Origin of the sequence: Nocardioides sp. (genome assembly GCF_031397825.1) — a bacterium.
Classification (GTDB): domain Bacteria; phylum Actinomycetota; class Actinomycetes; order Propionibacteriales; family Nocardioidaceae; genus Nocardioides.
The window spans coordinates 1-25,993 of the sequence record NZ_JANNML010000079.1 but is presented as its reverse complement, the minus strand read 5'-3'; the positions used below and the strand labels follow the sequence as shown (position 1 = coordinate 25,993).

26 protein-coding genes are annotated in these 25,993 nt (G+C 72.5%); 7 read left to right on the top strand and 19 right to left on the bottom strand.

The annotated features are described in order from the left end of the window. Positions 1-314: 314 nt before the first annotated feature. The 3 genes from RMN98_RS06755 to RMN98_RS06745 form a co-directional block, all read right to left on the bottom strand. Positions 315-920, bottom strand: a complete 606-nt coding sequence (locus RMN98_RS06755; RefSeq protein ID WP_309648043.1) for a hypothetical protein — start codon at positions 918-920, stop codon at positions 315-317. Positions 921-975: 55 nt separating this feature from the next. Further along, complete coding sequence (locus RMN98_RS06750; protein WP_309648042.1) at positions 976-2,907, bottom strand: M3 family metallopeptidase; 1,932 nt, start codon at positions 2,905-2,907, stop codon at positions 976-978. A 72-nt stretch (positions 2,908-2,979) separates the two neighbouring features. After that, on the bottom strand, positions 2,980-3,300 hold the full coding sequence (locus RMN98_RS06745; protein ID WP_309648041.1) for a hypothetical protein: 321 nt from the start codon (positions 3,298-3,300) through the stop codon (positions 2,980-2,982). 95 nt (positions 3,301-3,395) lie between these two features. Between RMN98_RS06745 and RMN98_RS06740 the strand changes: the two genes are divergently transcribed. Then, positions 3,396-4,037: a maleylpyruvate isomerase N-terminal domain-containing protein gene (locus RMN98_RS06740; RefSeq protein ID WP_309648040.1), complete on the top strand. Its 642-nt coding sequence runs from the start codon at positions 3,396-3,398 to the stop codon at positions 4,035-4,037. 73 nt (positions 4,038-4,110) lie between these two features. Then, a complete protein-coding gene (locus RMN98_RS06735) occupies positions 4,111-5,178 on the top strand; it encodes a glycoside hydrolase family 6 protein (protein WP_309648039.1) in 1,068 nt (355 codons plus the stop codon). A gap of 37 nt (positions 5,179-5,215) precedes the next feature. Here the strand turns inward: RMN98_RS06735 and RMN98_RS06730 are convergent, their stop codons facing one another. Next, on the bottom strand, positions 5,216-5,725 hold the full coding sequence (locus tag RMN98_RS06730; RefSeq protein WP_309648038.1) for a DUF427 domain-containing protein: 510 nt from the start codon (positions 5,723-5,725) through the stop codon (positions 5,216-5,218). Positions 5,726-5,791: 66 nt separating this feature from the next. On the opposite strand from RMN98_RS06730, the gene RMN98_RS06725 reads away from it, so the two are divergent. Continuing rightward, positions 5,792-7,087 (top strand): MFS transporter, encoded by a 1,296-nt coding sequence (locus tag RMN98_RS06725; RefSeq protein ID WP_309648037.1) that lies wholly within the window; start codon positions 5,792-5,794, stop codon positions 7,085-7,087. On the opposite strand, the gene RMN98_RS06720 is transcribed toward RMN98_RS06725, so the two are convergent. The 9 genes from RMN98_RS06720 to RMN98_RS06680 form a co-directional block, all read right to left on the bottom strand. Continuing rightward, positions 7,060-7,563 (bottom strand): mycothiol transferase, encoded by a 504-nt coding sequence (locus tag RMN98_RS06720; RefSeq protein WP_309648036.1) that lies wholly within the window; start codon positions 7,561-7,563, stop codon positions 7,060-7,062. The genes RMN98_RS06725 and RMN98_RS06720 overlap by 28 nt on opposite strands. A 42-nt stretch (positions 7,564-7,605) precedes the next feature. Further along, positions 7,606-8,805, bottom strand: a complete 1,200-nt coding sequence (locus tag RMN98_RS06715; RefSeq protein WP_309648035.1) for a cytochrome P450 — start codon at positions 8,803-8,805, stop codon at positions 7,606-7,608. Positions 8,806-8,942: 137 nt separating this feature from the next. Continuing rightward, complete coding sequence (locus tag RMN98_RS06710; protein ID WP_309648034.1) at positions 8,943-10,634, bottom strand: DUF429 domain-containing protein; 1,692 nt, start codon at positions 10,632-10,634, stop codon at positions 8,943-8,945. A gap of 14 nt (positions 10,635-10,648) precedes the next feature. Continuing rightward, entirely contained in the window at positions 10,649-11,581 is a 933-nt protein-coding gene (locus RMN98_RS06705; protein WP_309648033.1) for a pseudouridine-5'-phosphate glycosidase, read from the bottom strand. After that, positions 11,578-12,462, bottom strand: a complete 885-nt coding sequence (locus RMN98_RS06700; RefSeq protein WP_309648032.1) for a PfkB family carbohydrate kinase — start codon at positions 12,460-12,462, stop codon at positions 11,578-11,580. The genes RMN98_RS06705 and RMN98_RS06700 overlap by 4 nt, the downstream gene beginning before the upstream one ends. Before the next feature lie 11 nt (positions 12,463-12,473). Beyond that, entirely contained in the window at positions 12,474-13,847 is a 1,374-nt protein-coding gene (locus RMN98_RS06695) for a metallophosphoesterase family protein (protein WP_309648031.1), read from the bottom strand. 51 nt (positions 13,848-13,898) lie between these two features. Then, entirely contained in the window at positions 13,899-14,249 is a 351-nt protein-coding gene (locus RMN98_RS06690; protein ID WP_309648030.1) for a DUF1801 domain-containing protein, read from the bottom strand. A 41-nt stretch (positions 14,250-14,290) separates the two neighbouring features. Further along, positions 14,291-15,436: a PQQ-dependent sugar dehydrogenase gene (locus RMN98_RS06685; RefSeq protein WP_309648029.1), complete on the bottom strand. Its 1,146-nt coding sequence runs from the start codon at positions 15,434-15,436 to the stop codon at positions 14,291-14,293. Next, a complete protein-coding gene (locus RMN98_RS06680; RefSeq protein WP_309648028.1) occupies positions 15,433-16,770 on the bottom strand; it encodes a cytochrome P450 in 1,338 nt (445 codons plus the stop codon). Before RMN98_RS06680 ends, RMN98_RS06685 begins: the two co-directional genes overlap by 4 nt. Before the next feature lie 206 nt (positions 16,771-16,976). Between RMN98_RS06680 and RMN98_RS06675 the strand changes: the two genes are divergently transcribed. Continuing rightward, complete coding sequence (locus RMN98_RS06675) at positions 16,977-17,258, top strand: DUF427 domain-containing protein (RefSeq protein ID WP_309648027.1); 282 nt, start codon at positions 16,977-16,979, stop codon at positions 17,256-17,258. 42 nt (positions 17,259-17,300) lie between these two features. On the opposite strand, the gene RMN98_RS06670 is transcribed toward RMN98_RS06675, so the two are convergent. The 4 genes from RMN98_RS06670 to RMN98_RS06655 form a co-directional block, all read right to left on the bottom strand. Next, a complete protein-coding gene (locus tag RMN98_RS06670) occupies positions 17,301-18,182 on the bottom strand; it encodes an aldo/keto reductase (protein WP_309648026.1) in 882 nt (293 codons plus the stop codon). 21 nt (positions 18,183-18,203) lie between these two features. Then, positions 18,204-20,165 carry an alkaline phosphatase D family protein gene (locus tag RMN98_RS06665; protein ID WP_309648025.1) on the bottom strand — a complete coding sequence of 654 codons (1,962 nt, stop codon included), beginning with the start codon at positions 20,163-20,165 and terminating at the stop codon, positions 18,204-18,206. Positions 20,166-20,238: 73 nt separating this feature from the next. Next, positions 20,239-21,981: an Ig-like domain-containing protein gene (locus RMN98_RS06660; RefSeq protein WP_309648024.1), complete on the bottom strand. Its 1,743-nt coding sequence runs from the start codon at positions 21,979-21,981 to the stop codon at positions 20,239-20,241. A 158-nt stretch (positions 21,982-22,139) separates the two neighbouring features. Then, the gene (locus tag RMN98_RS06655) at positions 22,140-22,436 is read right to left on the bottom strand and encodes a hypothetical protein (RefSeq protein ID WP_309648023.1); all 297 of its coding nucleotides are present in this window, start codon (positions 22,434-22,436) and stop codon (positions 22,140-22,142) included. Between the two features lie 131 nt (positions 22,437-22,567). On the opposite strand from RMN98_RS06655, the gene RMN98_RS06650 reads away from it, so the two are divergent. Continuing rightward, the gene (locus RMN98_RS06650) at positions 22,568-23,323 is read left to right on the top strand and encodes an SDR family NAD(P)-dependent oxidoreductase (protein ID WP_309648022.1); all 756 of its coding nucleotides are present in this window, start codon (positions 22,568-22,570) and stop codon (positions 23,321-23,323) included. 85 nt (positions 23,324-23,408) lie between these two features. Here the strand turns inward: RMN98_RS06650 and RMN98_RS06645 are convergent, their stop codons facing one another. Then, complete coding sequence (locus RMN98_RS06645) at positions 23,409-23,615, bottom strand: hypothetical protein (protein ID WP_309648021.1); 207 nt, start codon at positions 23,613-23,615, stop codon at positions 23,409-23,411. A gap of 195 nt (positions 23,616-23,810) precedes the next feature. Between RMN98_RS06645 and RMN98_RS06640 the strand changes: the two genes are divergently transcribed. Together RMN98_RS06640 and RMN98_RS06635 are read left to right on the top strand one after the other, a co-directional pair. After that, the gene (locus RMN98_RS06640) at positions 23,811-24,479 is read left to right on the top strand and encodes a hypothetical protein (protein WP_309648020.1); all 669 of its coding nucleotides are present in this window, start codon (positions 23,811-23,813) and stop codon (positions 24,477-24,479) included. Positions 24,480-24,554: 75 nt separating this feature from the next. Beyond that, positions 24,555-24,893, top strand: a complete 339-nt coding sequence (locus RMN98_RS06635) for a hypothetical protein (RefSeq protein WP_309648019.1) — start codon at positions 24,555-24,557, stop codon at positions 24,891-24,893. Positions 24,894-25,459: 566 nt separating this feature from the next. Here the strand turns inward: RMN98_RS06635 and RMN98_RS06630 are convergent. Continuing rightward, positions 25,460-25,993 (bottom strand): DnaB-like helicase C-terminal domain-containing protein (locus RMN98_RS06630; RefSeq protein ID WP_309648018.1); only part of this gene is annotated, 534 nt, incomplete at its 5' end.

Genomic DNA, 25,993 nt, shown 5'->3' with positions numbered 1-25,993 from the left:
ATCATCAGCGAGTCCAGGCTCATCGCCGAGGCCACCCTCAAGCACGGCAACCGCTACCAATCAGCGCACCCGACCCGTAAGAATGTGTCCGCGAAGTCCTGAGACATAAGTGTCCGCGATGTCCTGAGACACAACACAGCGTTGGAGCGCTGGCTGGGGCACACGACTCGGGGGCGGGGCGGCCCCGGGCTCGTGGGACGCCGCGGGTGGGTAGTCCCTCACACCAGCACGCCCCGACCGGGGAAATGCCAGCGCAGACGTGAGGGACTACCCGGCCGACCCGTCCCACACGCCCGCCGACCCAGCCGCGGCCGTCAGTCAGCGACAGATGCCAGCCACCCCAGCACGAACGCGACGCCGAGGGTGACGACGGCCAGACCGGGAACGACCAGTTCGGCGGAGGGAGCACCGGGCGCCAGGAACTCGTAGAACTCCAGGTCGGTCTCCCGGTAGGCCACCAGGTAGGCGGCCGGTAGGAGCAGCCCGGCGAGCGGGTGCCACGAGCGGACCGGCCCCCGGGCCAGCAGCACGTAGTCGGCCACCACCAGCACCGGCAGCACCGCGTGCAGCAGCACCGAGGAGCCGGTCACCAGGGAGCCGTCGAGCAGCACGAGGTGCACGCCGGCCACGAGGACCATCAGCACCGCCAGCATCCCGCGCACGAGGGTCGCCCCGACCCGCGGGGACACGACGGCGACGAGCGCCAGCACCAGGTAGACGGCCGAGACGAGCAGGCTCGCGGCGACGGGGAGCGTGCGCGCGTCACCGCCGTACGACGTCAAGGTGAGCGCCCCGCCGGCCCCAGCAGACGCGGCGACCGCCAGCCGCCACAGCCAGGTAGGCACCAGCGGCGCGAGCGGGCGCGGCAAGTCGACCGGCTGCACTGCGGAGCTGGTGGGGAACACCCGGACCGTGGTCATGCCCGATCAACGCTCCGCGACCGCCGGGGTCACGCACGCGCCGGCAACCCAGCGATCATCCGGCGAGCCAGGCGGCGTAGGCGTCGAACGTGTAGGGACGGCCGAGGAAGTCCTCGACCAGGTCGGCGGCGTCCTTGCTGCCGCCGGGGGCGAGCACGCGGTCGCGGTAGCGCCGTGCGGTCGCGGTGTCGAAGAGGTCGGCCGGGTCGAAGGCGCTGAAGAGGTCCTTGGCGATCACGAGCGACCACATGTAGGTGTAGTAGGCCGAGCTGTAGCCACCGAGGTGGCCGAAGCTGGCGAACATGTGGGTGTCCTCGATGTAGGGGAACGGCGAGTAGCGGGTCTGGAGCTCGCGGGTCCTGGCGGTGAGGTCGTCGGGCCGCTCGGTGTGGAACCAGTAGGACATCGAGGCGTAGAACATCTGCTGGCGCGCGAGGTAGGCCTTGCCGAAGTCGTCGCCGGTGCGCATCCGCTCGACCAGGTCGGCAGGGATCGGCTCACCGGCCGCGTCGGTCGCGAAGGAGGCGAGGACCGCCGGGTCCCAGGCCCACTCCTCGAGCATCTGGCTGGGCGCCTCCACGAAGTCCCACTCGGTCGCGACCCCGGCGAAGCGGGTCCACTGCGCGCGACCGCCGAGCACGTGGTGCACCAGGTGGCCGAACTCGTGGAAGAGCGTCACGACGTGGTCGTGCTCCATCAGCCCGCGCGCGAAGTTGCAGACCAGGACGCCCTCGGGCAGCTGCTTGCCGAGCACCCCGTCGGTGAGGGTGAACTGCGCGGCATGCTTGTACTTGCCCTCGCGGGGGTGCAGGTCGAGGTAGATCCGGCCGAACGGCTCGGCCACCCCCGCCTCGGCAGACGCATCGAAGACGTCGTAGGCCGTCACGTCGTCGGCCCACACGTCCGCGTCGGCGACAGGCTCGTAACGCAGGCCGAAGAGCCGGCCGGTGACATCGAGCAGGCCCTGGCGCACCTTGGTGAAGTCGAAGTAGGTGCGCACCTGCTGGGCGTCGACCTGGAGCTGCTCCTTGCGGACCAGCTCCTCGTAGTAGGACGCGTCGGCGCCGGTGATGTGCTCGGCGTCGGGGTTGTCCTGGCGGAAGCGCGCCATCAGGATCGCGAGGTCGCGCCGCATCGGCTCCTCGGCGGCCTCGGTGATCTTGTCGATGAACGCGGGGATCGCGGGGCCGGTGCCGATCATCTTCACGTCGGCGTCGTAGGAGGCCCAGTCGTCGTAGCCGACCAGCGTGGCCAGCTCGTGGCGCAGCGCGAACATCTCCTGGAGCAGCGCGTCGTTGGTCGGCCAGCCGCGGTTGAGGAAGGCCATCGTGATGTCACGACGCACGTCGGCGTCGTGGGCGAACATCCGGACAGGGACGACGTCGGGGTAGTCGGTCGTGACCGTCACCAGCCCGTCCTCGCCGGCCGGGTGCGCCTCGAGCCAGTCGGCCGGCAGCCCGTCGAGCCGCTCGGGCGTCACCCGGATCGTGCGCACGTCGTCGCGGATCACCTTGCCGAACTCCTGGTCGAGCTCGGTGACGCGCTCCTTGATGGCGGTGATGCGGGCGCGGGTCTCGTCGTCCTGGTCGACGCCGGAGCGGCGGAAGTCGTCGAGCACCTTGGTCAGCAGCCGGCTCGCCTGGTCGTCCAGCCCGGCCGGGTCCAGCGGCGCGAAGACGTCGTAGAGCGCCCGGTCGAGGCTCAGCTCGGTGATCAGCCGCATCACGTCCTGCTCGGCCTTCTCGGCCGCCCCACGCACGTCCTCGGCGGGGTGCACGTTGCTCAGCAGCGAGCCCATCGCGGCGACGTTGGACAGCTGGAGGCTGATCTGGTCCCACTGCCGCAGCGCATCGAGGGTGTCGGTCGGCGGGGTGGCCCGCAGCGCGTCGACGAGGCGGCGGGCCGTGCCCATCCCCTCGGTGGCGCGGGTCTGCACCCAGGCGAGGGCGTCAGCGGCGGCGGGCAGGGCGAGAGGCGTCGTCGTCACGCGCCCAGCCTGCCACGACCCGCCGAGTCGGCGCGTTGTTGCAGCCCGTGCAACATCGCGCCGACTCGGCGCTCAGGCGAGCTGGTCGCGGCGACGGGTCAGGTAGGCGGCCTCGGCCGCGTTGTCCGTGGCGGCGATCGCGGCGTCGGAGGCCGCACGCGACTCCGCGCTGCGACCCAGGCGTCGCAGCAGGTGGGCCCGCGTCGCGTGGAAGGCGTGGTACGACGACAGGGCAGGTGCGCGCTCCGGGAGCCGGTCGACGTCGGCCAGGGCCACGGCCGGGCCATCGATCTCGGCGATCACGATCACGCGGTCGAGCTCGACGATCGGGGACGGGTCGAGGACCCGGAGCTGGGTCGTATGCGGGCGGCCCGCGCGGCTGCCTCTGGCCACCCCACGGACGTGGTGCAGCGCCCACGACACCTTCTCGAGGAGGATCCCGGAAAGCTTTCATCGAGCAATGCTGGGCTGAGGCCTAACCTCGGTCCATGACCGACTGGGGCCAGCTCTACCGCGACCACGTGGACGCGATCACCGCGCTGGCCGACGGGCTCACCGACGACCAGCTCGCCCTCACCGTGCCGGGCACCCCGGCCTGGACCGTCCGCGACGTGCTCGCCCACCTCGCCGGCGGACCGGCCGACGGCGTCACGGGCCGGATGGATGGCGCACCCGGCCCCGAGTGGACCGCCCGCCACGTCGGCGAGCGCGCCGTCGTGCCCGTCACCGACCTCCTCGAGGAGATGCACACCCACCAGGAGGCGATCGCGGCGTCGGTCGCCGACTCCCCCCGCCCCGCCGTCGTCTGGGACATCGCGGTCCACCACGCCGACCTGCACGAGGCGCTCGGCCTCGGCCCGGTCCCCGAGCGGCTCTGGTCGCCGGTCGTCGAGACCCTCGCACCCCTGGTCCTCTCCCAGTCACCGGCGACGGTGCGCTCCGGTGAGGGGACCTACGGCGCCGGCGGTCCCCAGGTCGAGGTCTCGCCCTACGAGCTGTTCCGGGCACTGTTCTCCCGGCGCTCGCGGGCGCAGATGCGGGCCTGGGGCGCTCCTGCGCTCGACGACGAGCAGCTCGCCGGGCTGTGCGTCTTCGGGCCGCGGGACGACGACCAGCCCGTGCCGGGCTGACCCGGCCTCCGAGCGGTATGACGATCCCGGTGAACCGGCCGCGGCATGCGGCTGGCGCACCTACCCTGGCCAGGTGACCTCCCCGCCCACGCTCGTCCCTGCCGTGCGCTCGCGCGCGGTGTGGGCGACCGCACTCTCGCTGGCCGGTGCCCTGCTGGTCGCCGGCAGCCCGTCCTCCGCGACGCCTGCCCCGGAGCGGCTCACCCCCACCCTCGCTGCCGTCGGCGCGACGACCACTGCCGCTACCTCCACCACGGTGGAGCCGCGGCGGGCGGGCGACCCCCGACGCACGCGCGGGCTCTTCGTCGACCCGCTGATGAAGGCCGCTCAGGCGGGCTCGGAGTTCGACCGGATCGGCAAGCGCGCCCAGCCGCTGTGGATCACCGACTTCTACACGTCCGCGACGGTGGAGGCCGACGTGCGCCGCTACGTCGCCCGGGCTCAGGAGGCCAAGAAGACGCCGCTGCTGGCGATCTACAACATCCCCGACCGCGACTGCGGGCTCTACTCCTCGCAGGACGAGCAGATCACCGACGCCTACTACCGCTCGTGGGTGACCAAGGCCGCTGCGGGGCTGAAGGGCTCGAAGGCGATCGTGATCCTCGAGCCCGACGCGCTGCCCTTCATCGACAACCCGCAGTGCACCGGCCGCGGCGACCGGGTCGGGCTGATGCGCTTCGCGACCAAGGTGCTGACCAGGGCCGGCGCGTGGGTCTACATCGACGCCGGGCACTCGGGCTGGCAGCCGCCCGACCATATGGCGGTGCTGCTCAAGCGGGCCGGCATCGGCATGGCGCGCGGCTTCAGCAGCAACGTCGCCAACAGCCGGACGACGCCCGACGAGGTCGTCTACACCCGCGCGATCCTGGCGGAGCTGAAGAAGCGCGGTGTGAGCGGCGTGAAGTACGTCATCGACACCGGCCGCAACGGCGCCGGTCGCAACGGCCCGGAGAACGGCGACGTCTGCAACCCGCTCGCCGCCCGCCTCGGCGCCACCCCGCGGCTGGTCTTCAAGGGTGCCTTCGACGGCCGGCTCTGGGTCAAGAACCCCGGCGAGTCCGACGGCCCCTGCAACGGCGGCCCCGCGTCCGGCGAGTGGTGGCCCGACGGCGCCCGGCGCCTGATGGGCACGCTCGACTGACGGTCGGGCTGATGGTCGGGCTGACGGTCGGGGCGGGTCACCAGCCCATCGAGCCCGGGATCCCCTTGAACGGCCCGATGACCGTGCTGGTGATCCAGCCGCCGTAGAAGCCCCCCGGCTGCGGCAGCACGACCTCGTCGTCGACCGTGCACCGGTCGACCGCCGCGGCCATCACCGCCACCGCGCCGGCCAGGTCCGCGAAGCGTGGCGTGGGCGTGCGGTAGGTCCAGGCCGCCTTCGGCGCGACGACCTCTCCCTGGGGTCCGGCCGACACGAGGTCGAAGTAGCTCGCCTCCCCCTTCCACTCGCACCACGACGCACCGGCCGCCTCACGCAGCACGCCGGGCTCGAACGCCTCGGCCGGCAGGTAGTAGGTCGGGGGGTGGCTGGTCTCGAGCACCCGCCAGGCCGACGTCGTCCGCGCGACCACGCGGCCGCCCAGCTCGACGGTGATGCAGACCTTGGTCTGCTCCAGCGCCGGGGGGCGCGGGTAGTCCCACACCGACTCCTGGCCGGGTCCGGGCTTCTCGGGAACGGGTCGTCGCATGGGCTCCAGTGAACTCCGGCGGGCCAAGGTCGTGGGCGGCGCACCACGCCGGCGTACATTCCTTGGGTGCAGATCCGGGGGCTGATGGCCGACACGCGTCCGCTGGCCAACCCCCACTTCAAGCGGCTGTGGCTGGCCAACATCATCACCGTGATCGGCGCGCAGCTGACGGTGGTGACGGTGCCGGCCCAGATCTACGCCGACACCGGCTCGTCGGCGTACGTCGGCCTCACGGGCGTCTTCGGCCTCGTGCCGTTGGTGGTCTTCGGGCTGTGGGGCGGCGCGCTGGCCGACGTCTTCGACCGGCGCACGATCCTCGTCGTCACCACGAGCGGGTTGATCGTCACCAGCGGGCTCTTCTACGCCCAAGCGGCGATGGGCAACACCAACGTGTGGCTGCTGCTGTGCCTCTTCTCCGTGCAGCAGGCGTTCTTCGCGGTCAACCAGCCGACCCGCAGCGCGGTGTTGCCGCGGCTCCTCGAGCCCGGGCTGCTGCCGGCCGCCAACTCGCTCAACATGACCGTCATGCAGGCCGGGGCGATCGCCGGGCCGCTGGTCGCCGGGACCCTGATCCCGGTGCTGGGCTTCGAGTGGCTCTACCTGATCGACACCCTGACCCTGCTCGCCACGCTGTCCGCCGTCGTGCGACTGCCGTCGCTCGCGGTGGCGGGTGCGCCGACCGGCACGCCGGGGCTGGGCTCGGTGATCGAGGGCCTGACCTACCTGCGCGGTCATCCCGTGCTGCTGATGTCCTTCGTCGTCGACATCATCGCGATGGTCTTCGGGATGCCCCGCGCGCTCTTCCCCGAGATCGCCCACGAGAGCTTCCTCGGGCCGGAGGGTGGCGGGCTGGCCTTCGCGGTCCTCTTCGCGGCGATCCCCGCTGGTGCCGTGCTCGGCGGTGTCTTCTCCGGCTGGGTCTCGCGGGTCTCGCGCCAGGGCCTGGCCGTCATCGTGTGCATCCTGGTGTGGGGCGTGGCGATGGCCGGCTTCGGCGTCGCCGTGGCCCTGGCCGACAGCTTCCGCACGCCGATGCTCGTGGCCGCGGTCCTGATGCTGGTCGTGGGCGGCGCGGCCGACATGGCCTCGGCGGCGTTCCGCTCCAGCATGCTCCAGAGCGCGGCCTCCGACGCCGTGCGCGGACGCCTCCAAGGCATCTTCATCGTAGTCGTCGCGGGCGGTCCGCGCATCGCCGACGTGGCGCACGGAGCCAGCGCTGCCATGGTCGGCACGGCGGCGGCCGCGGCGGGCGGCGGGGTCCTGGTCGTGGTGCTCACCGTCGTGGCCGCGCTCGCCGTCCCGTCGTTCGTGCGCTACCGGATCACCCGGCCTGATCAGACGCCGAGCAGCCCCCGCACGTAGGCCGCCTGGCCGACGTGCTGGGTGTCGTCGTCGACCACGCTCACCAGGCGCATGCCGAGCGTGACCGGCGGGTCCCAGTGCTCGTCGACGACGCGGTCGAGGTCCTCGGCTGTCAGGGTCGCGAGGTAGCGGAGCGTCTGCTCGTGGACCGCGTGCAGGTAGTCGGCGAGCAGGTCGGCTCCGGCGCTCACCCGCGCCACGTCGTCGCTGTCCTGGCCGTAGCCGATCTCGGCGGGGTCGAAGGGCAGTCCGAACCGCTCGCCGTAGCCCTGCTCGGTGTAGACCTGCTCGAGCCCCGCGACCGCCGCGACGTGGTCGTCCTGCACCCGCGCGAGGTGCCACACGAGCCAGGCGATCGAGTTGGCCTCCGGGGCCGGGCGGTGGGCGAGCTGGTCCTCGGTGAGCCCGTCGAGCACGGTGTCGGCGCTCTCGACGATGCGGGTGAAGTGGTCCTGGAGCAGGTCTGCCGGGGTCATGCTCCCGAACGTACGGGGCGCTCGGTCAGGGGACCGCCAGGGTCAGGTGGTCGTGCGGAACGGCACGCTGGTGGGACGGCGCACGTAGGCACCGTCGGCCCAGGTCACCGCGTCGAGGTCGACCGAGAAGTCGGGGCAGCGGGTCAGCAGCTCCTCCAGCGCGACGCGAGCCTGCATCCGCGCGGCGTTGGCGCCGAGGCAGAAGTGGGCACCCTGGCTGAAGGTGAGGATCTGCCCCGGGCGCCGTCGTACGTCGAGGAGGTCGGCGTCCGGCCCGTAGCGGCGCGGGTCGCGGTTGGCCGCGGCGTAGAGCAGCAGCACCTTGCGCCCCGCCGGCACCTGCACGCCGTGCAGCTCGACGTCGCGGGTCACCGTGCGGGCCAGGCCCTGGACCGGCGAGGTCAGCCGCAGCAGCTCGTCGACCGCGTCACCGATCGCGGCCGGGTCGTCGAGCAGGACCTGCCGCTGGTCGCGGTGCTCCTCGAGCAGCTGCACGGCACCGCCCAGCATCCCCGTCGTGGTGTCGTTGCCGCCGGTGACCATCGTGAACACGTAGGCCAGGATCGAGAGCAGACCGGCGTCGTCGTCGCCGACCCCCGCGTCCACGAGGTGCGAGACCGTGTCGTCGCCCGGCTCGCGGCGACGCCGCTCGACCAGCTCGGCGAAGTAGCCCAGCATCCCGCCCACGGCCTCGCCCGCTGCTGTGGCGTCACCGCCCGTGCCCGCCCCGGAGGCCACGATCGCGTCGGTCCAGGCGTCGAAGCGGTCGCGGTCGGCCTCCGGCACCCCGAGGTAGAACGCCACGACCATGCTCGGCAGCGGCTTGAAGAGCTCCGTGACGACGTCGGCCTCGCCCCTCTCCACGATCCGGTCGAGGCGCTCGCGGACGAACGCCCGCACCGCCGGCTCCACGGTCGCCACCGCGCGGGGGGTGAAGCCGCGCGACACCAGGCGGCGGAAGGCGGTGTGCATCGGCGGGTCCTGCATCACCATCGGCGGGTTGTCGACGAGGCCGATCCGCTCGAGCTCGCCGTACTCCGTGGTCAGGCCCTGCGCCGAGCTGTACGTCGCCGTGTCGACCGCTGCCGCCATCACGTCGAAGTGCCGGGACAGCACGTAGTGGTCACTGCCCCCGGGGCGCTCGACGTGGTGGACCGGGTCGTGGTCGCGCAGGTCGGCGTACATCTGCCACGGGCGGGCCCACGTGTCGGCGCTCCCGGGACGGAACACGACCTCTGCCATGCGCCGACCCTGGGGCGGACGGCGGGATCTGTCAACGGCGCTGGGCCGGCCCGACTCATGTAACACGTCGTTACCCCATCTACGAGACCGTTGCAGCGGTCTCGTAGATGGGTGGACAACGTGTTACAAGTGGCCGGTCAGCCCCGCACCTTCGCCAGCCGAGCCGCGAGCGCGTCACGACGGTGGTCGTTGCCGTGCAGGTCGACGTAGCGCTCGGCATAGGCGGCCAGCAGCGCGTCGTCGAGGCGCCGTACGGCGCCGGGCGGGTAGCGGTAGTCCATCCGCTCGTTGAGGTCGTCGGTGAGCGAGCGCAGCACGTCGGCGAGCTCCTCGAGGGAGGTGATGCCGAGCTCGAGCAGCAGCCCCGAGATCCAGGCGTAGTGGTCGGTGCGCGACCAGCCGGCGTCGTCGTACTGGCCGGCGAGGAAGGCCGCGAGCTCGCGCGGGTCGATGCGCGGGTCGTCGGGAACCTCCTCGGTGCGTAGGAGCCCGGTCGGGCCGCTCGAGCGCAGCCGCTCGCGGATCGTGGAGAACTCCTGGTCGGCGAGCTCGAGCAGGCCGGCGGCGAGGGTGAAGCGGCGGTCGAGGTCGCGCGCGTGCTCGAGGGGTACGTCGCCCTTGTAGCGGATGTCGTGCTCGAACTCCGCCCACGCGTGCTGGAGGACCGTGCGCACCTGCACCTGGGCGACCCGTCCGCGCAGCGCCGCCAGAGCGCGGTCGCTCTCCCGGGCAGCGTCGAGCTCGATCAGCAGGTGCCGGCTGGCGTAGCCGAAACGGCCCTGGCTGGCGGTCTCCTGGCCCATGTCGCGGTCCTCCTTGACGACCACCTGGTCGCCGAGCAGGTCGGCCACGGCCGATACGTCGCTGTGGACGTAGGTGATGACGCGCACGCCGATCTGGTCGGTGATCTCGCGCAGCGGGTCGGTGAAGACCGGCCGACCGTCGACGGTGCGGGCGGCCTTCTTGGCGAAGGACTGCACGCCCTTGGTGCGGCCGGTGACGGAGAGGTAGTTGATGCCGGCCTCGTCCAAGATGCCGGTCACGAGCGCGACGAACTGGCGACCGGCCTCGATGAGGGCCGGCTGCTGCGCGGCGTACTCCTGCGTCGCTGCGTGCGCGTCGGGCAGCGACGGGGTGACGATGTAGCCGGTCTCGAAGTCGCCGTAGGTCGTGACCCGCTCGGGGTGGCGCTGGCGGAAGAGCGCGACGTAGGCACAGACGACGGCGTCGACCTGGTCCTCGACCACGCGCAGCTGGCTCTTGCGGGTCGCGGTCTCCGCCTGCTCGCGCAGCGCTGCCCAGGTCGGGTCTGCCTCGGTCGTGACCACCGACTCCACGTGGCTCATCAAGGTGAGCAGCTCGCTGCGCAGGAGCTCGAGGTCGCGCCCGGCCTTGGCCTTGTACTTCAAGGTGCGCGGCAGCCCGAAGAGCACCACGGTGGCGGGATGGGGGTAGACCTCGATCGCACGACGGGCACGGCCCGAGCGGGGGTTCATGTCGAGGCCGAGCAGGCTGGAGACGCGAGCGCCCCGCGTGCCGTCGGCGAACTCCGGCTTGCCGAGGTTGGAGGGGTGCGTCCCGGCCTCGAAGCGCCGGAAGTCCTTGCTCAGCGCCTTCTCCGCGTCGCGCGAGCCCGTGGGGTTGGTGACGATGAGGGGCGCGTCGATGGCGACCAGGCACTCGCCGTCGACGTACGCCGCCAGGACGGCCGCGATCTCCCCGTCGGTGCGCACCGCGGCCAGTGCCAGCAGGCGCGCGTCGTCGTCGAGGACGGCCACGCCCGTGGGCTGGCGCTCCCCCCACGCGAGGTCGATCCCGATGTGGTGCACGGGGTCAGCCTGCCCTAGTCGGCGGCGAACTCCCGCGCGATCGCCGCCCCGAGGCGCGCGTTGTTGCGCACGAGCGCGATGTTGGCGACCAGGCTGGCGCCGTCGGTGAGCTCCACGATCCGGCCGAGCAGGTAGGGCGTGGCGTCCTTGCCGCTGATGCCGAGGGCGTCCATGTCGGCCAGGGCACGGTCGATGATCAACCCGATCTCGTCGGCCGGGATCTCGTCCTCGACCGGGATCGGGTTGGCCACGACGAGGCCGCCGTCGAGCCCGAGGCCCCACTTGGCCCGCATCATCGCGGCGACGTCGGCGGGGGTGTCGACCCGCATCGGGGCGCGGTGGCCGCTGGCGCGGGAGAAGAACGACGGGAACTCGTCGCTGCCGTAGCCGACCACGGGCACGCCCAGCGTCTCGAGCATCTCCAGGGTCAGCCCGATGTCGAGGATGCTCTTGACTCCCGCGCACACGACCGCCACGTCGGTGGTGCCGAGCTCGGTCAGGTCCGCGGACACGTCGTACGACGTCTCGGCGCCGCGGTGGACGCCGCCCAGGCCGCCGGTGACGAAGACCCGGACGCCGGCGAGCGCCGCGAGGCGCATCGTCGAGGCGACCGTGGTCGCGCCGTGGACGCCGCGCGCGACGACGTAGGGCAGGTCGCGGACGCTGACCTTCATCACGTCGGCGTGACTGGCGAGCAGCTCGAGGTCGTCGGGGGCGAGACCGATGCGGGGGCGCCCGTCGAGCACGGCGATCGTGGCCGGGGTGGCTCCCAGCGAGCGGACGATGCCCTCGACCTCGACGGCCATCTCGACGTTGGCCGGGTAGGGCATGCCGTGGCTGATGATCGTGCTCTCCAGCGCGACGACCGGGCGGCCCTCGGCGAGCGCGGTCGCCACCTCGTCGGTCACGGTCAGCAGCGGGTGCTGGCTCGGGGGTGGTGTCGTCACAGCAGGCTCCTCACGAGCTCGTCGGTCAGGTCGGCGCGGACCGTGGAGGTCGAGGCGACGGTGAGCGCTGCGGCCGCGTGACCGTAGGCCGCGGCGTCCGGCAGCGAGGCTCCGCCCAGCAGGGAGTGGCAGAAGGCGCCGAGCATCGCGTCGCCCGCACCGGTCACGTCCACGACCTCGCCGGGCAGCGTCGCGAGCCGGACCTCGCCGTCGGGCATGCTCAGCAGCGAGCCGTGGGCGCCCTCGCGCAGCCACACCACCGACACCCCGCGGGAGTGCAGGTCGGCCGGGGTCGTGGCGCCGAGCGCCGCCAGCTCGGCGGTGTTGGGCGTGACGGCCCACAGCGGTCGGTCGCGCAGCGCCGGGGCGAGCGCCGCGGCCTTGGGCACGCTCACCGGGTCCAGGACGACCCGGACCCCGGCAGCGCTGGCCAGCGTCCAGGCCCGGGCCATCGTGTCGGGCTGGAGGTTGCCGTCGAGCACGACCAGGTCGGCCGCGCCGATGACGGCCCGCTCGGCGTCCATGTCCTCGGGGCGCAGCGTCGCGGTGGCCGACATGTCCGACACAGCGACGTGGAGCTCGCCGCACTCGTCGAGGACCGCGACGTAGGTGCCGCTCTCGCCGACCACCCGACGCACGCGGGAGACGTCGACGCCGGCGGCGGCGGTCGCGGCGAGCAGGTCGTCGCCGAAGAGGTCACGACCGACGGCTGCGACGAGCAGCGTGGGGGTGCCGAGACGGGCGAGGTTCTCAGCGATGTTGCGACCCACCCCGCCGGGGCTGGTCGCGATCGTGCCGGGGTTGCTGGTGCCCGGCACGACGGCCCGCGTCGTGCGGGCCAAGAGGTCGAGGTTGGCGCCCCCGATCACCACCACCGTCACGGGGCGTGACGCTACTCCCCGGCGCGCGAGGAGCGACGCAGGGTCACCCGGTCGATGACGCTGCCGTCGGTGGCGAGTGCCGTCAGCCGCATCCGGGCCACCCCTGCGCGGTCGCGCGGGGTGACGTCGACGAAGCCGATCGAGTGCTGGGCGTCGGTCACCGACGACCACGTCGTCGCCTCGGGCACCCGCGCCCCGCCGGCGACCGTGACGTAGGAGAGCGGCTGCCCGCCGACGGGGTAGACGGCCTGCCCGGCTCCGCCGGCGGTGAGGTAGGTCGTGCCGCGGCGGCTGTCGACCACCGCGCCACGCGGCGCCTCGACGACGGGAGCGCCGTCGCGCACGGGGTGGGTGCGCTCGTAGCAGTGGTTGTGCCCGTTGACCACCAGGTCGACGGAGAACCGGTCGAAGATCGGCTCCCACCGGTCCCGGTGGCCACCGTCGGAGCCGTGCACCAGGTTGGTGCAGTACATGCAGTTGTGGAAGCCGACCACCACGAAGTCGAGGTCGGCGCGGGCCCGCATCGCGGTGAGCTCGCGCACCAGCCAACGGTCCTGGGCGGTGCCGAGGTAGTCGGCGTTGCGGTCGATCTCGTAGGACGCGTCGTTGCCGTCGACCGCGATGAAGCCGACGTTGCCGTAGACGAAGGAGTAGGTCACCGGTGCGCCCTCGACCCCGTTGCGGGGCAGCGAGAAGCGGTCGAGGTAGCCGGCGTAGCCGAGCTCGCCGTTGCCGGTCTCCATCTCGTGGTTGCCGACCGTGGTCATCCACGGCGTGCTCCGCGCGCTCGGCTGGATCTGGCGCAGCCAGCGGTCCCACTCGGCGAAGTCCTGCGTGTCCGGCCCACCGACGCCGGTGCCGCCGCTGGAGTCGGCGTAGCAGAGATCGCCCACCACGAAGGAGAAGTCCGGCTCCTGCCGCCGGATCAGCGCCACATGCGCGGCGGCCGCGGCGTTGACGCCCATGTCACCGAAGGCCGCGAAGCGGAACGCCTCAGGCTGCTCCGGCGCGGTCCGGAACGTGCCGGTCACGGCGGTCGATCCGGTGGCTCCGCCGTGGTCGATCCGGTAGCGGTAGGTCGTGCCCGGTCGCAGCCCGCCGATCCGGGCGTGGTGGTAGACCGACCGGACGTCCTTGGAGGAGCGGGAGTCCACGTCCACGACCCGCCCGAGGCCCCGGTCGACGCCGACCTCGAGGCGCGGTCGTCGTACGGACGCGGGCGTGGACCACGACACCGCCATCTGGCGCCGCGGGTCCGCGCCGTAGGTGAGGTGCACGCCCTGGGGCGGCGCGGCGGCGGTCGCGGGCGGGATCCAGAGCAGGGAGGACGCGGCTGCGCCGCCCAGGACCGTACGACGGGTGGCCGGGGGCAGCGGAGGCGTCACGGCCGAAGCGTGGCAGGCACCGGTGAACGCGGCGTGAATCCGGGCTGCACGTCAGCGCGGGTAGGCCCGCAGCAGCCGGCGGACGAGGTCCTCGGGCAGCGGACGGTCGAGGTCGAAGCGGAGCGTGCCGCGACCCGAGGCGTGCGGGGCGAGGTCGAGCACCAGCCCGGCGTCGGTGGCAGGCGCCGGGGGCTCGGGGTAGACCGAGAGGTGCTCGGTCCACCCGGCGACGTGGAGCAGCGTGTGCCCGTCGCGCTGGAAGGTCGGCATGTTGTAGCGGATGACCTCGGTGAGGCCGGGGATCTCCTCGTGGACCCAGCCGCGCACGCGCTGCACCGCGGCAGCAGCCTCGGGGGTGAGGGAGGCGACGTACTCCTCGACGTCGGCGAACTTCTGGGGCATGGCCGCACGCTACTGGACGGTCCGTCCGGTTGCGGCGGTGCTCAGCGACCCAGCCGGAGCAACCGGTCGTCGCCGTCGGCGGGGTCGCCCCGGCCGTCGGTGTTGGAGGTCGTGAGCAGCAGCCCGTCGCCGTCGAGGGTGGTCGCGACGGTGCGCAGGCGGCCGAGCTCTCCCTCGAGGTGCGCGACCGGCTCACCCACGCCGGCCTCGCCGGCACTGTCGGCCTTGTCGTCTGCGGTCAGCGGCACCTCCCACAGGGTGCGACCGCGCAGGGCTGCCATCCACAACGAGCCGTCCCAGAAGGCCAGGCCTGCGGGAGAGGCGTCCTCGGTGCGCCACACGACCGCCGGGTCGAGGTAGTCCTCACCGCCCCCGGAGCCTTCCACCTCCGGCCAGCCGTAGTTGCCGCCGGCCTCGATCAGGTTGAGCTCGTCCCACGTGTCCTGCCCGAACTCGCTGGCCCACAGCCGGCCCCGGTCGTCGAAGGCCAGGCCCTCGATGTTGCGGTGCCCCAGGCTGTAGACCGCAGAGTCGAACGGGTTGCCGGGCGCCGGCTCGCCGTCGGTGGTGAAGCGCAGGACCTTGCCCGACAGGGAGTCGGGGTCCTGCGCGGAGTCGGGGGAGCCGTTGTCGCCGGTGCTCACGTAGAGGAGGTCGTCGGGACCGAGCAGCAGCCGCCCGCCCTGGTGGTAGCCCGCACCGCCGGGGATGCCGGACACCAGCACCTCGGGCTCGCCCAGCACCGTGCCGTCCCAGGTCATTGCGACGATCCGGTTGTCGTCCTCCGTGGAGTAGTAGGCCAGCACCCGGTCCTGCTCCGGGGTCGTGGCGAGCCCGAGCAGCCCGGCCTCGCCCCTGGCGCTGACGCCCGGCAGTGTCGTGAGCGGGATCGGCATGCGGCCGTCGACCCGGAGGATCCGCGCGGTGTCGCGCTCCCCCACCAGGACCGCACCGTCGGCGAGCTGGACGAGGCCCCACGGGCTCACCAGCCCGTCGACGACCTCGACGGTGCGCAGCGCGTCGCCGTCCTCGGCACCGGCGGTCGCATCGGCTGGCGTTCCGGCCGTGGCGACGGCGTCGCTGGGCTCGTTGGCAGCGTCGTCGGCGTCGTCCGAGCACGCGGAGAGGGTCAGCGCCAGGCTGAGGACGACGGTCGCGGCGGGGCCGGCGGCACGGGTGCGGCTCATGCCCCCATCGTGGCAGTGGCCTGGCTGGCCTTGTTGCTGGCGTCGTGGCTGGCGAGCGCGGGATGGAGCCGCACGGGCAGCGCGTCGACGCCGTAGACCGCCGAGAGCTTGCGGAAGTCGAGCTGGTCGTCGTCGACGGTGACCGTGAGGTCGGGGAAGCGGCGGGCCAGGGCGCGCAGCGAGATGCGCAGCTCCATGCGGGCCAGCTCGGCGCCGACGCAACGGTGCAGGCCGTGGCCGAAGGCGAGGTGGCGGGTGGGTGCGCGACGCGGGTCGAAGGTGTCGGCGTCGGGGGTGAGCGCGGGGTCGCGGTTGGCGCCGAGCAGCGAGATGCCGATGCAGTCGCCGGCCTTGATCTGCTGCCCGCCGAGCTCGAGGTCCTCGCGGGCGAAACGGAGGAAGGCCAGCTGCACCACGGTGAGGTGGCGCAGCAGCTCCTCGACCACGCCGTCGACGGCGGCGTCGTCACCCTCGCGGAGCACCGTCATCGCCTCGGGGTGCTGGACGAGGAGGTAGGTGCCGAGCGCGAGCATGCTGGCCGAGGTCTCGTAGCCACCGAGGAACACGCCGTCGGCCAGGCCGCCGAGCGTCACGTCGTCGAGCTCGTCGCCGTGCTCGCGCAGCAGCGAGCCGATCAGGCCGTCACCGGGGGTCTCACGCTGGCGGGCGACCTGGCCGATCAGGAACTCGCGGGTGTGGGCGGCCGCGCCGAAGACGCCGACCCCGCCCTGGGAGAGGTCGAAGCGGGCGGCGCCGAGGCTGTGGAAGCGGGCGCGGTCGTCGACCGGCAGGCCGAGCAGCTCGCAGATGACCTCGAAGGGGATCGGGAAGGCAAACTGGTCGACGAGGTCGACCAAAGGGCCGTCGGCGTCCATCGCGTCCAGGCGCGCCTCGACGATCTGCTGGATCAGCGGCTCGAGGCGGGCGAGCTTGTGCTTGGTGAACTCGGGGGTGAGGTACTTGCGGAGCACGGTGTGGTGGGGCGGGTCGGTCATCCCGAGCCCGCCGATCTGCTCCGAGGGGTCACGCCCCTCCTGGGAGACGAACTGGCCCAGGTCGTTGGAGAGCTGGTCGCCACGGGCGAGCAGCTCACGTGCCTCGTCGTAGCCGCTGACCAGCCAGATGCCCTTGCCGAACATCTGGGTCAGCCGGACGACGGGCGTCTCGGCGCGCACCCGGGCCATCTCGGGGAGCGGGTCGAGACCGTCGCGCTGGAGCGGCATGGTGATCGAGTCGGGCAGGAACCGCAGCTTGCGCAGGTCGATCCCGTTGCGCGTCGAGCGCGCCAGCAGCCGGGTCGCCACCCGGCGCTTGAGCGTGCTCACGATCCCCATGGGGGTAGTTCACCAGACGGGAGCCCCGATCGTGCATCAGGAGTGACCCTGACAACACCCTGTGTCCAGACCGTCACCCTGCTCCGGTGCACCCCGATCGACGTCGGCCAGCCGCTCTGAGGCCCCCCGTACGCTGGCCGGGCGAGGCCGTCCGCGCGTCGCACCACCCGCGGCACCACCCGCCGTACCGTCCGAGGAGCAGCAGCATGCGCGCAGTCTGGAACGACCAGGTCATCGCCGAGAGCGACGACACCGTCGTGGTCGAGGGCAACCACTACTTCCCGCTCGCCTCCGTCGACGCGGCCGTGCTGCGCCCGTCGTCGAAGCAGACGCACTGCCCCTGGAAGGGAGATGCGAGCTACTACAGCCTGGAGGTCGCCGGCGCGACCAACGCCGACGCCGCCTGGTTCTACCCCACGCCCTCCGACGCCGCGGCCAACATCAAGGACCACGTCGCGTTCTGGCGGGGTGTCACCGTCTCGGAGTGAGGCCGGCTGGCCGCATGGGTCCCCGTCCGGCCGACGGTTGCGTCAGTCCTGGTCGAGCCGCGCGAGCTCGTCGACGGTCAGCTCCAGCGATGCGGCAGCCGCGGAGTCGGTGATCGACTGCGGGCGCTTGGCGCCGGGGATCGGGATGACGACGGGCGACTGCGCGAGCTCCCAGGCGAGTGCGACCTGCTGGGCACTCACACCGCGGGACTTGGCGACCTCCGCGAAGGCGGGGTGCCTCTCGGCGAGCTCCTTGGCGTCACCGAGACCCCCCAGCGGGCTCCACGGCAGGAAGGCGAGGCCGAGCTCCTCGCAGACCTCGATCTCGGGGAGGCTGCTGCGGAACTTCGGGGAGAACTGGTTCTGCACGCTCACCAGCGCATCCCCCAGGACGGCGTGCGCCGCTCGGATCTGGGTGGGGTCGGCGTTGGAGAGCCCGACCATCCGCACCTTGCCGGAGTCGGCGATCTCCTTGAGCGTCGCGATCACCTCGTCGTAGGAGGTGTCCGGGTCGGGACGGTGGTGCTGCCACAGCGCGATCTGCTCGACGCCGAGGCGCCCGAGGCTGGCGTCGACGGCCGAGCGCAGGTGCGCGGCCGAGCTGTCGGTCGCCCAGTTCCCACCGTCGGTGCGCACGTGGCCGCCCTTCGTGGCGAGCAGGACCTGGTCGCGCACGCCGAGCTCGTCGAGGAGCCCGGCGACGAGGGTCTCGTTCTGGCCCTGGGCAGCGGCCCCCAGGTCGCCGGGGCCGTAGGCGTCGGCGGTGTCGAAGAGGGTCACGCCCGCGTCGAGGGCGGCTCGCACGGTGTCGACGAGCTGCTCGCGCGGCTGCGCCCCGGTCTGGTCGAAGGTCATCAGGCCGAGGCCGATGGCCCCGACCTCGATGCGCCCGGTGGTCTGGTTGCCGAGGTGTCGTGTCTGCACCCCTCCACAGTGCCCGGAGGGTCAAGCAGGGAAACGACGGCGGGCCCTGATGACCCGGGCACGCGGTGCCCGAACCCCGCGATCCGGACCCCGCACGGCCTGCGCCGCCGTGACCGGCTCCAGGTGCGGTCGCCCCACCCGGGACACGAACTGCGCCAGCAGCCGCGCCTCCTCGGACCGCTCGCGCTGCGGCGTCTGCCAGCACTCGATCACGGCACGGTCGGCCCGCAGGTGCACCATCGTGTGCCCGTACTCCGCCTTCCAGTTGAAGTAGCGCAGGTTGGGGTTGGCCACCTTCGCCGCCTCCTCGAGCGCGACGGTGGGTGCGAGGGCCGCCGGCCGGAAGCGGGCGTCGTACGTCGCCGCGTCGGTGAACGCCGCGCCCCGGCTTCCCCCCGTCGCGGCGAAGTAGAGCTCCTCCGCGATCACGTCCTGTCCCCCCGGGCGCCCCATCGTGGAGCCCACCATCTCGACCCCGACCGCCCCGAGCAGGCCGCCGCCCGTGAGCGGCTCGTAGCTCGGCAGCTGGGCGTCCTCGACCAGGTCCGAGCCGAAGTAGCCGTGGGAGTCACCGGAGACGACGACGTTGTCGACGATGCCGTGCCGGCGCAGGAAGCGGAACAGCCGCGCCCGCTCCTCGGGGTGGCCTCCCCACCCGGTCGTGTAGATCTCTCCCTGCGGTGCGTTGAGGTCCAGCCCGAAGGCCTGCGCGAGCTGGTCGGCGAAGGGCAGGTTGAAGGCGCGCAGCTGGCTGAGGTTGACCTGGTTGACCACCAGCCGGTGCGTCGCCCCGCGCCGCGAGCTGTCGAGCAGGGCGCCTTCCAGCCAGGCCCACTGCTCGTCCCCCAGCACCTGCGAGGCCTGGCCCTCGAGCCCGGCGAAACGGCGTACGTCGAGGAGCACGACGTCGGCGGTCCGACCGTAGGGCAGCACCCGGTAGGAGTAGAGCGCAGCTCGACCACGGGGCGTCGGCAGGTTGCGGTCCGGGCCCGGCGATGGCGGGAAGCGGCCGCTCCCGTCGGGGATCGGCGGGCGGATCGGGGTCCACTCGAAGAGCACCGACCCGGCCTGCTCGGTGGTCAGCGTGACCCGGTCGCCCTGCTGCCCGGGGTCGTAGTCGTGCTGGTCGGCCATGATCGCGAAGGGGGCCGCGTGGTGGGCCCGGATGAGCGCGGGGTCGGCGTAGTAGAGGGCGTAGCGTCGTCGCGCCTGCGCCACGGTGGTCCAGTCGGCGTTGTCGATGTCGGTGTCCCACCGCCGCTGGCCCTTCCAGAAGCGGGAGGCCGGGTGGCCGCCGGAGTTGTCGTAGACGTGGTCGCCCGCGTGGGTCACCAGGTCGAGGTCGCGTCGCTCGCCGATGCGGTCGTAGGAGTTGAAGACGTCGTGCCACCACGACGTGCAGGCGACGTGCGCGACGGTCAGGGCGCGCACCGGGTCGGTGAGCGACGGCGCGGTGCGGGTGCGCCCGATCGGCGAGCGCCACCCCAGGGCCTCGAAGGCGTAGTAGAGCGTCGTCGCCGACGGCAGCCGGTCCGCGTCGACCTTGACCGTCCAGTCGCGGCGGGCGTCCGTGACGACCTGCCCCCGTCGTACGACGTGGCGCAGCGCGGGGTCCGTCGCGATCCGCCAGCGCACCGTGACCCGCCGGAAGCCTTGGGGGTCGGGGACCCGGGTGGCGTCCCAGCCGCGCCGGTCGGGGATGGTGATGCGGGTCCAGAGCACGACGCGGTCTGCCAGCGGGTCCCCGGACATGACGCCGTGACCGAAGGGCAGCAGCTCCTCGGCGACCGGGTAGGTCCAGCCGGCCGGGAGCCTGCGGGAGTAGGGCCGAGCGGCCTCGGCGCCGGTCGCGCCGTCCGCGGCGGCATCGACCGCCACGGTGCCCAGCGCGAGGCCGGCCAGCCCCCCGCCGCGGAGCAGGCCGCGGCGTCCGAGCCGGCCGGGCTCTCCGGCTGGTGTCGAGGTGGGGCGATCGGTGTCCATGCCAGGTCGAACGCCGCGGGCGACGGGTGGTTACGCCGGGACCTGCCCTCCGACCCGAGTGTTCACGTGCTCGTCACCCGGTGCGCTCGGCCGCCACCGACGCGAGCGTGCGCAGGAAGGCCGTGCGCTTGGCGCCGCTCAGCCACCAGGAGTTGCCGCTGGTGTTGAGCTCGGAGTCGAAGTAGGCCGCGAAGGTGCCGCCGTGGGCGCGGATGCCGGCCACGGTGTCGTCGAAGAAGGTCGGCCCGTTCGGGCTGGCGAAGCCCTCGTCGGTGATGCCGAACTCACCGAGACCCCAGTCGACGTCGACCTTGTCGGCGAAGGCCTCCATGCGCGTCCAGTAGCCGTTGAGGTCGGTCCACTTGGTCAGGTTCTTGGGCGTGCCGTAGGCCTGGTAGACGTCGAGGGCGATGAAGTCGATCGGGGCGCCGAAGGGGTAGAGGTGCTCGAAGGACATCTCGGGGTTGCCGGAGAAGAACTGGTGCCACCCCGTCAAGCAGATCCCGAAGCGCAGCCCCGGCAGGTCGAACATCGGTGCCAGGCGCTGCTGGAGTCGGGTCCAGTCGAGGATCTGCGGCTCATCGTTCTCGGGCTCGTGGTGCAGCACCACCCAGACCTCGCCGTCGACGGCCGCGAGCTGGCGCGCCGCGTCCGCGGCCCAGGCGTCGCCACGACCGGCGGCCATCTCGGCCCAGGTGTAGGGCAGCTTGAACGACACGAACGGGATGCGGCCCTTGGCGATGTCGGCCTGCGCCGTCTGAGCCGCTCGGGCGACCTTGTCGTGGGTATAGTAGGTGCGGCGGATCTGCAGCGGCACCCCGGCGTCGGCCTCGAGCTGGGCCGGGTCGGTGTTGCCGCCATGGGCGGCGCCCAGCACGAAGCGCGGCGCCGGGGCCGGCGGGGGCTGTGGCGTCGGGTCGGGGGTGGGCTCCGGGGTCGGGCTCGGCGGCGGCGGCGGTGTCGGCGTCGGCGGCTCGGGCGTCGGGTCGGGCGTGGGCTCGGGGGTGGGCTCGGGAGCGGGCGGCTCCGGCGTGGGCTCGCCGGGCACCGCCACGGTGAGGACGACGCTGCTGCTGGTGGCGGGCGCGTGGGTGAGTGTGCCCAGGGTGAGGGCGCGGTAGGTCACCGCGCCCGCCGCGGTGGTGTCGAGCGGAGCTGCCCAGGTCCCGCTGGCGGAGACCGGCACGACGTTCGGGTACGTCGACCACTCGCCGTCCGCGGTCAGCCGCTGGACGCGCACGACGGGGGCGCCGTCGGCCGGGGTCAGCGCTCCGACGAGGTCGACGACCGTCCCGGGCGCGACAGTCGCCCGCGCGACCCGTGCCGTGACGACCACCGGTCGACGCTCCACGGTGTAGCGGACCGGCGCGGTGGCAGCCGGAGCCACGTGGGCGGTGCCGTTGACACGGACCCGGTAGGCGAAGGTGCCGGAGCGGGGGTGCTCCACCCGCATCGCGAAGGTGCCGCGACCGCTCGTCCGGGCCAGCCGCACGTTCTGCCAGCCGCCCCAGGGGCCACGGCGCTGCAGCCGCACGGCGCGCCCGATGCTGATCGGTCGGGTCGTGCCGGTGACGAGGCTGGCCTGGCCGGCCCGCACGTCCCGGTCGTGCCACCGGACCCGCACGACCGAGGAGGCGCGTCCGGCGGCCGGCTGGGTCGCGGGCCCGACCAAGGACAGCAACGGGCCCGACGCGGCCGGGGCCGGCCGGGCGGTGGCGGGCGCACCGAGGGCGGCGAGGAGCGCGACGGCAGCACCGGCGGCGACGGCACGACGTGCCGACGGCGTCCGGAGGCGCGCGAAAGTGACCGCGAGCATCCATGCCTGCTTTCGACGAAGGACACCCCGAGTTACCTGGGGGAGGTCCGTGGAACGTAGCGGCGGCGACACGCCGGATGTCGCGGGTCGGGCGAAGTCTGACCGAAAGGACGAGTCACCTGACCCGTTGTGCCCAGTCCGCGGCCGACGATCGGCCATCACGACGCACTCCCGCCCAGGGTCGCGGTCACCACGGGCACCTGGAGCCCGACCACGCTGACCTTCTCCCGCTCCAGCCACCGCAGCGACCACCGCGCCCGGCGCGGGCCGAGCTCCCACTGGCTGGAGTGCTCGGTGTGGTTGGAGCCGAGGATGTTGAACGACGCGACCGTGAAGGTCACCGGGTCACGCGGTGGTGCTGCCTGGGCAGGGAGCGCCGGGAGGAAGGTGGCGGCCGCCGCGAGGGCCGCGGTGGCGAGGGCTGGTCTGCGCGTGAGGGCACGGTCGGTCTCCATCCGTCCGCCGTCGGGAAGTCGGGGACACCCGGGGCATCGGCCGCGCCTCACCCGCACTGAGCGATCCGGCCGACAAGACCCGCATCTGGGGGAGAAGGCCACCGAGCGCGCGGACTGGCTAGCGTGCGGTCATGACCTCCGACTTCACCGGCCGCGTCGCCCTCGTCACCGGCGCCTCCTCAGGGTTGGGTGCTGCCGTCGTACGACGTCTGGCCGGCGCCGGCGCGCACGTCTTTGCCGCCGCCCGCGACCAGGAGCGCCTCGCGGCCGTCGCTGCCGACTGCGCCGACCTGCCCGGCGAGATCGCCTTGGGTCACCTCGACGTCGCCTCGGCCGCCTCGTGCCGGTCGGCGGTGGACGCCACCGTGGAGCGCTTCGGCCGGCTCGACGTGCTGGTCAACAACGCCGGGCGCCACGACTTCCGGATCACGGCCGAGGTCACCGAGGAGCAGTGGGTCCACGACATCGCGGTCAACCTGGGTGGCGCGTTCTTCTGCTCGCAGGCCGCGATCCCCCACCTGCTGGAGACCAGCGGCAACATCGTCAACGTCGCGTCGGTCGCAGGGCTGGTCGGCGAGGCCTACTCCGCGGCCTACACCGCCGCCAAGCACGGCGTCGTCGGCCTCACCAAGGCCCTCGCCGTCGAGCACCTGCGCTCCCCGATCCGGGTCAACTGCGTCTGCCCCGGCGGCATGGACACCCCGCAGGTGCACACCATCGACGTCCCCGACGGCGCCGACTTCGACCTGATCATGCGCGTCTCCGCCGCCCGCGGCTTCATGAGCGCCGACAGCGTCGCCGCGGTCGTCTGCTTCCTCGCCTCCGACGACGCCCGCGCCGTGCACGGCAGCATCCAGGTCGTCGACCACGGGCACCTCGCCGGCTGAGGTCGAGGTTCAGCGGCGGCGTCCCGGTGCAGGACGGACCTGTCGAGCCGGACCGACCACGCCTCGCGCGCGGCCAGGCGCCGGCTCAGTCGGCACGTGTGGCATCGACATCGGTCGGGGACCAGTCGGTCCAGGAGGACCACCAGTGTTCGTGGCGTTCCAGGATGGCCTCGACGTGTGCCGCTTCGGCCAGGATGTCCAGGACGGTCTGTGGTGAGATCCGCCCCTCCGTGCGCTGATGGTGAAGGTCTGAGACATCCTTCCACCGCCGCTGGCCCTCGGCGTCGACCACGAGGTCAGGCCCGTGGTCCTCGGTGTCGATGTGCCCCGGACCGCGCTTCAGCGGCGCCTCGAAGACCCCGTTCCTGCCTTTGCGTCTCGGCAGGTCCGACCCGGACGTGGTGGCGCACCGGCAGTCCGGCGCTGCGGGCCCTCGGGCCAGCCGGAGTTCACCTGGACCAACGCTGCGGCCCGTTAGCGTGATGCCATGAGGCATGGTGAGCTGCTGGTGATCTTCGGGCCACCGGCTGTCGGCAAGACGACGGTGGCTCGGGCCGTGTGTGCACGCACTGACGACAAGCTGTTCCTCAACCACCACACCGTCGAGCCGCTTGCAGACCTCTTCGGGATGGGCACCCCACCGTTCCGTGCGCTCACCGGCGAGTTCCGTCGTCGTGTGGTCGAGGAGGCCGCCGCGGCTGACGTGGCGCTCGTCATGACCATGGTCTGGAATCTCGGCGGCGTCGAGGATGCCCGCTGGATGGGTGGACTGGTGGCGCCGTACGCCGATGAGGGTCTGCCGATCTCGTTCGTCGAGCTGGCAGCCGACCTCGAGACGAGGTTGGAGCGGAACCGTGGGGAGGACCGGCTCATCGCCAAGCCGTCGAAGCGGGACCTTGCCTGGTCCGAGGCACACCTGCGTGAGCGGGAGCGCTGGGTGATGAACACGGACCAGGCCACTGCCCTGCCTGCCGATGACGTGCTTGCTGCGCACCGGCACCTCAGGCTCGACACCCGTCGTCTCGCCCCGGACGTGGCAGCAGAGCAGATCATCGCCTGGCGCGACGCCAGGTCGCCCGTGACGAACCGCTCTCCCCGGATCGCTTGCGAGACCACCGTCGCCGGGCGCGTCACGACGGTCGCCGACGACTCCTGAGGCGTGTCGTCGGGCAAGATCCGCGGTACGTTGCGCGGTGCCGCTCCGCGGTCACATGCCCTGACAGGAGACCCCATGCCCCACGACCCGAGCCAGTCGAAGATCGTTCGGCCGTTCACCCGTCAGTCCACCGTGCTCGAGCTGGCCTCGACACTGCCCGGGCGCGCGTTCAAGGCGATGATCGTGCGCCAGCTCCCTCCGGTAGCCACCGAGAAGGAGCGGCAGGAGCTGGAGGACCTCACCGTCGGTCTTCCGCTGGAGACCTTGGTCGAGCTGTCCGAGGGCAAGCTCACCTGGGGGATCGCCGACTCCATCGTCGATCTGGCGAACCGCAAGCCGCATCGTCTGGTCGCTCGCGGTGTCGGCGCGGGCACGGGCGCCCTGAAGAAGGTCACACGCGCGGTTCGCCGCTGATGGCCCGCACGATCGCCTCGACGTGTGGTCGTTGCGCATCCTGACGCCTGACGTGGCCCCCGCCTCAGGAGCCCTCGGACGATGCGGTCGATCCGGTCCACCGGGCAGACCAGACTGACAGCACTGCCACAGGCGGAGCGCAGCGCTCATCTCGGCCGCTCGTCGGCACACCGCACGAATCGCGGCTGAAGCGGTCGGGTCGCTGCGGCCTTCCGGGTCGTGTGTCGCAGACCGCGCTCGGCCGCTGCGGGCGGCACACGACCCAGTTCTGCGGGCGAAGCGGGGGGCCTAGCGCGCGATGACCAATCGGGTCGTGTGTCGCAGACCGCGCTCGGCCGCTGCGAGCGGCACACGACCCGATCCCGTCAGCGAGGCACAGCGCGCGCAGCTCGGCAGCTCCGGCTAACGGGGGCCAACCGAACTCGCGATGCTTGACCGGGACGTGGCTTGTTGCAGACTCGCCGATCGTCGACACCGCGAGAGCACTTCGGCGCTGACTTGGGACGGCGTCTCCATGCGGGGGCGCCTGTCGCACTACCGCCCGACGTCGGCAGCAGCAGCAGCGCTCAGTGCGCCATGTCGACGAAGCGCGAGTAGTGACCCTGGAAGGCCACCGTGATGTCGCGCGTCGCACCGTTGCGGTGCTTGGCCACGATCAGGTCGGCCTCGCCGGGGCGGGTCGACTCCTTCTCGTAGGCGTCGTCGCGGTGCAGCAGGATCACCATGTCGGCGTCCTGTTCTAGCGAGCCCGACTCACGGAGGTCGCTCATCATCGGGCGCTTGTCGCCACGCTGCTCCGGTCCACGGTTGAGCTGCGACAGCGCGATGATCGGCAGCTGCAGCTCCTTGGCCAGCAGCTTGATCTGGCGGGAGAACTCCGAGACCTCGAGCTGGCGGGACTCGACCTTGCGGCCGGACGTCATCAGCTGCATGTAGTCGATGACGATCAGCTTGAGGTCGTGGCGCTGCTTGAGCCGGCGGGCCTTGGCCCGGATCTCCATCATCGTCATGTTGGGCGAGTCGTCGATGAACATCGGCGCCGACGACACCCGGCCCATGTGGCGGGCGAGCTTGTCCCAGTCGGCCTGGTCCATCTTGCC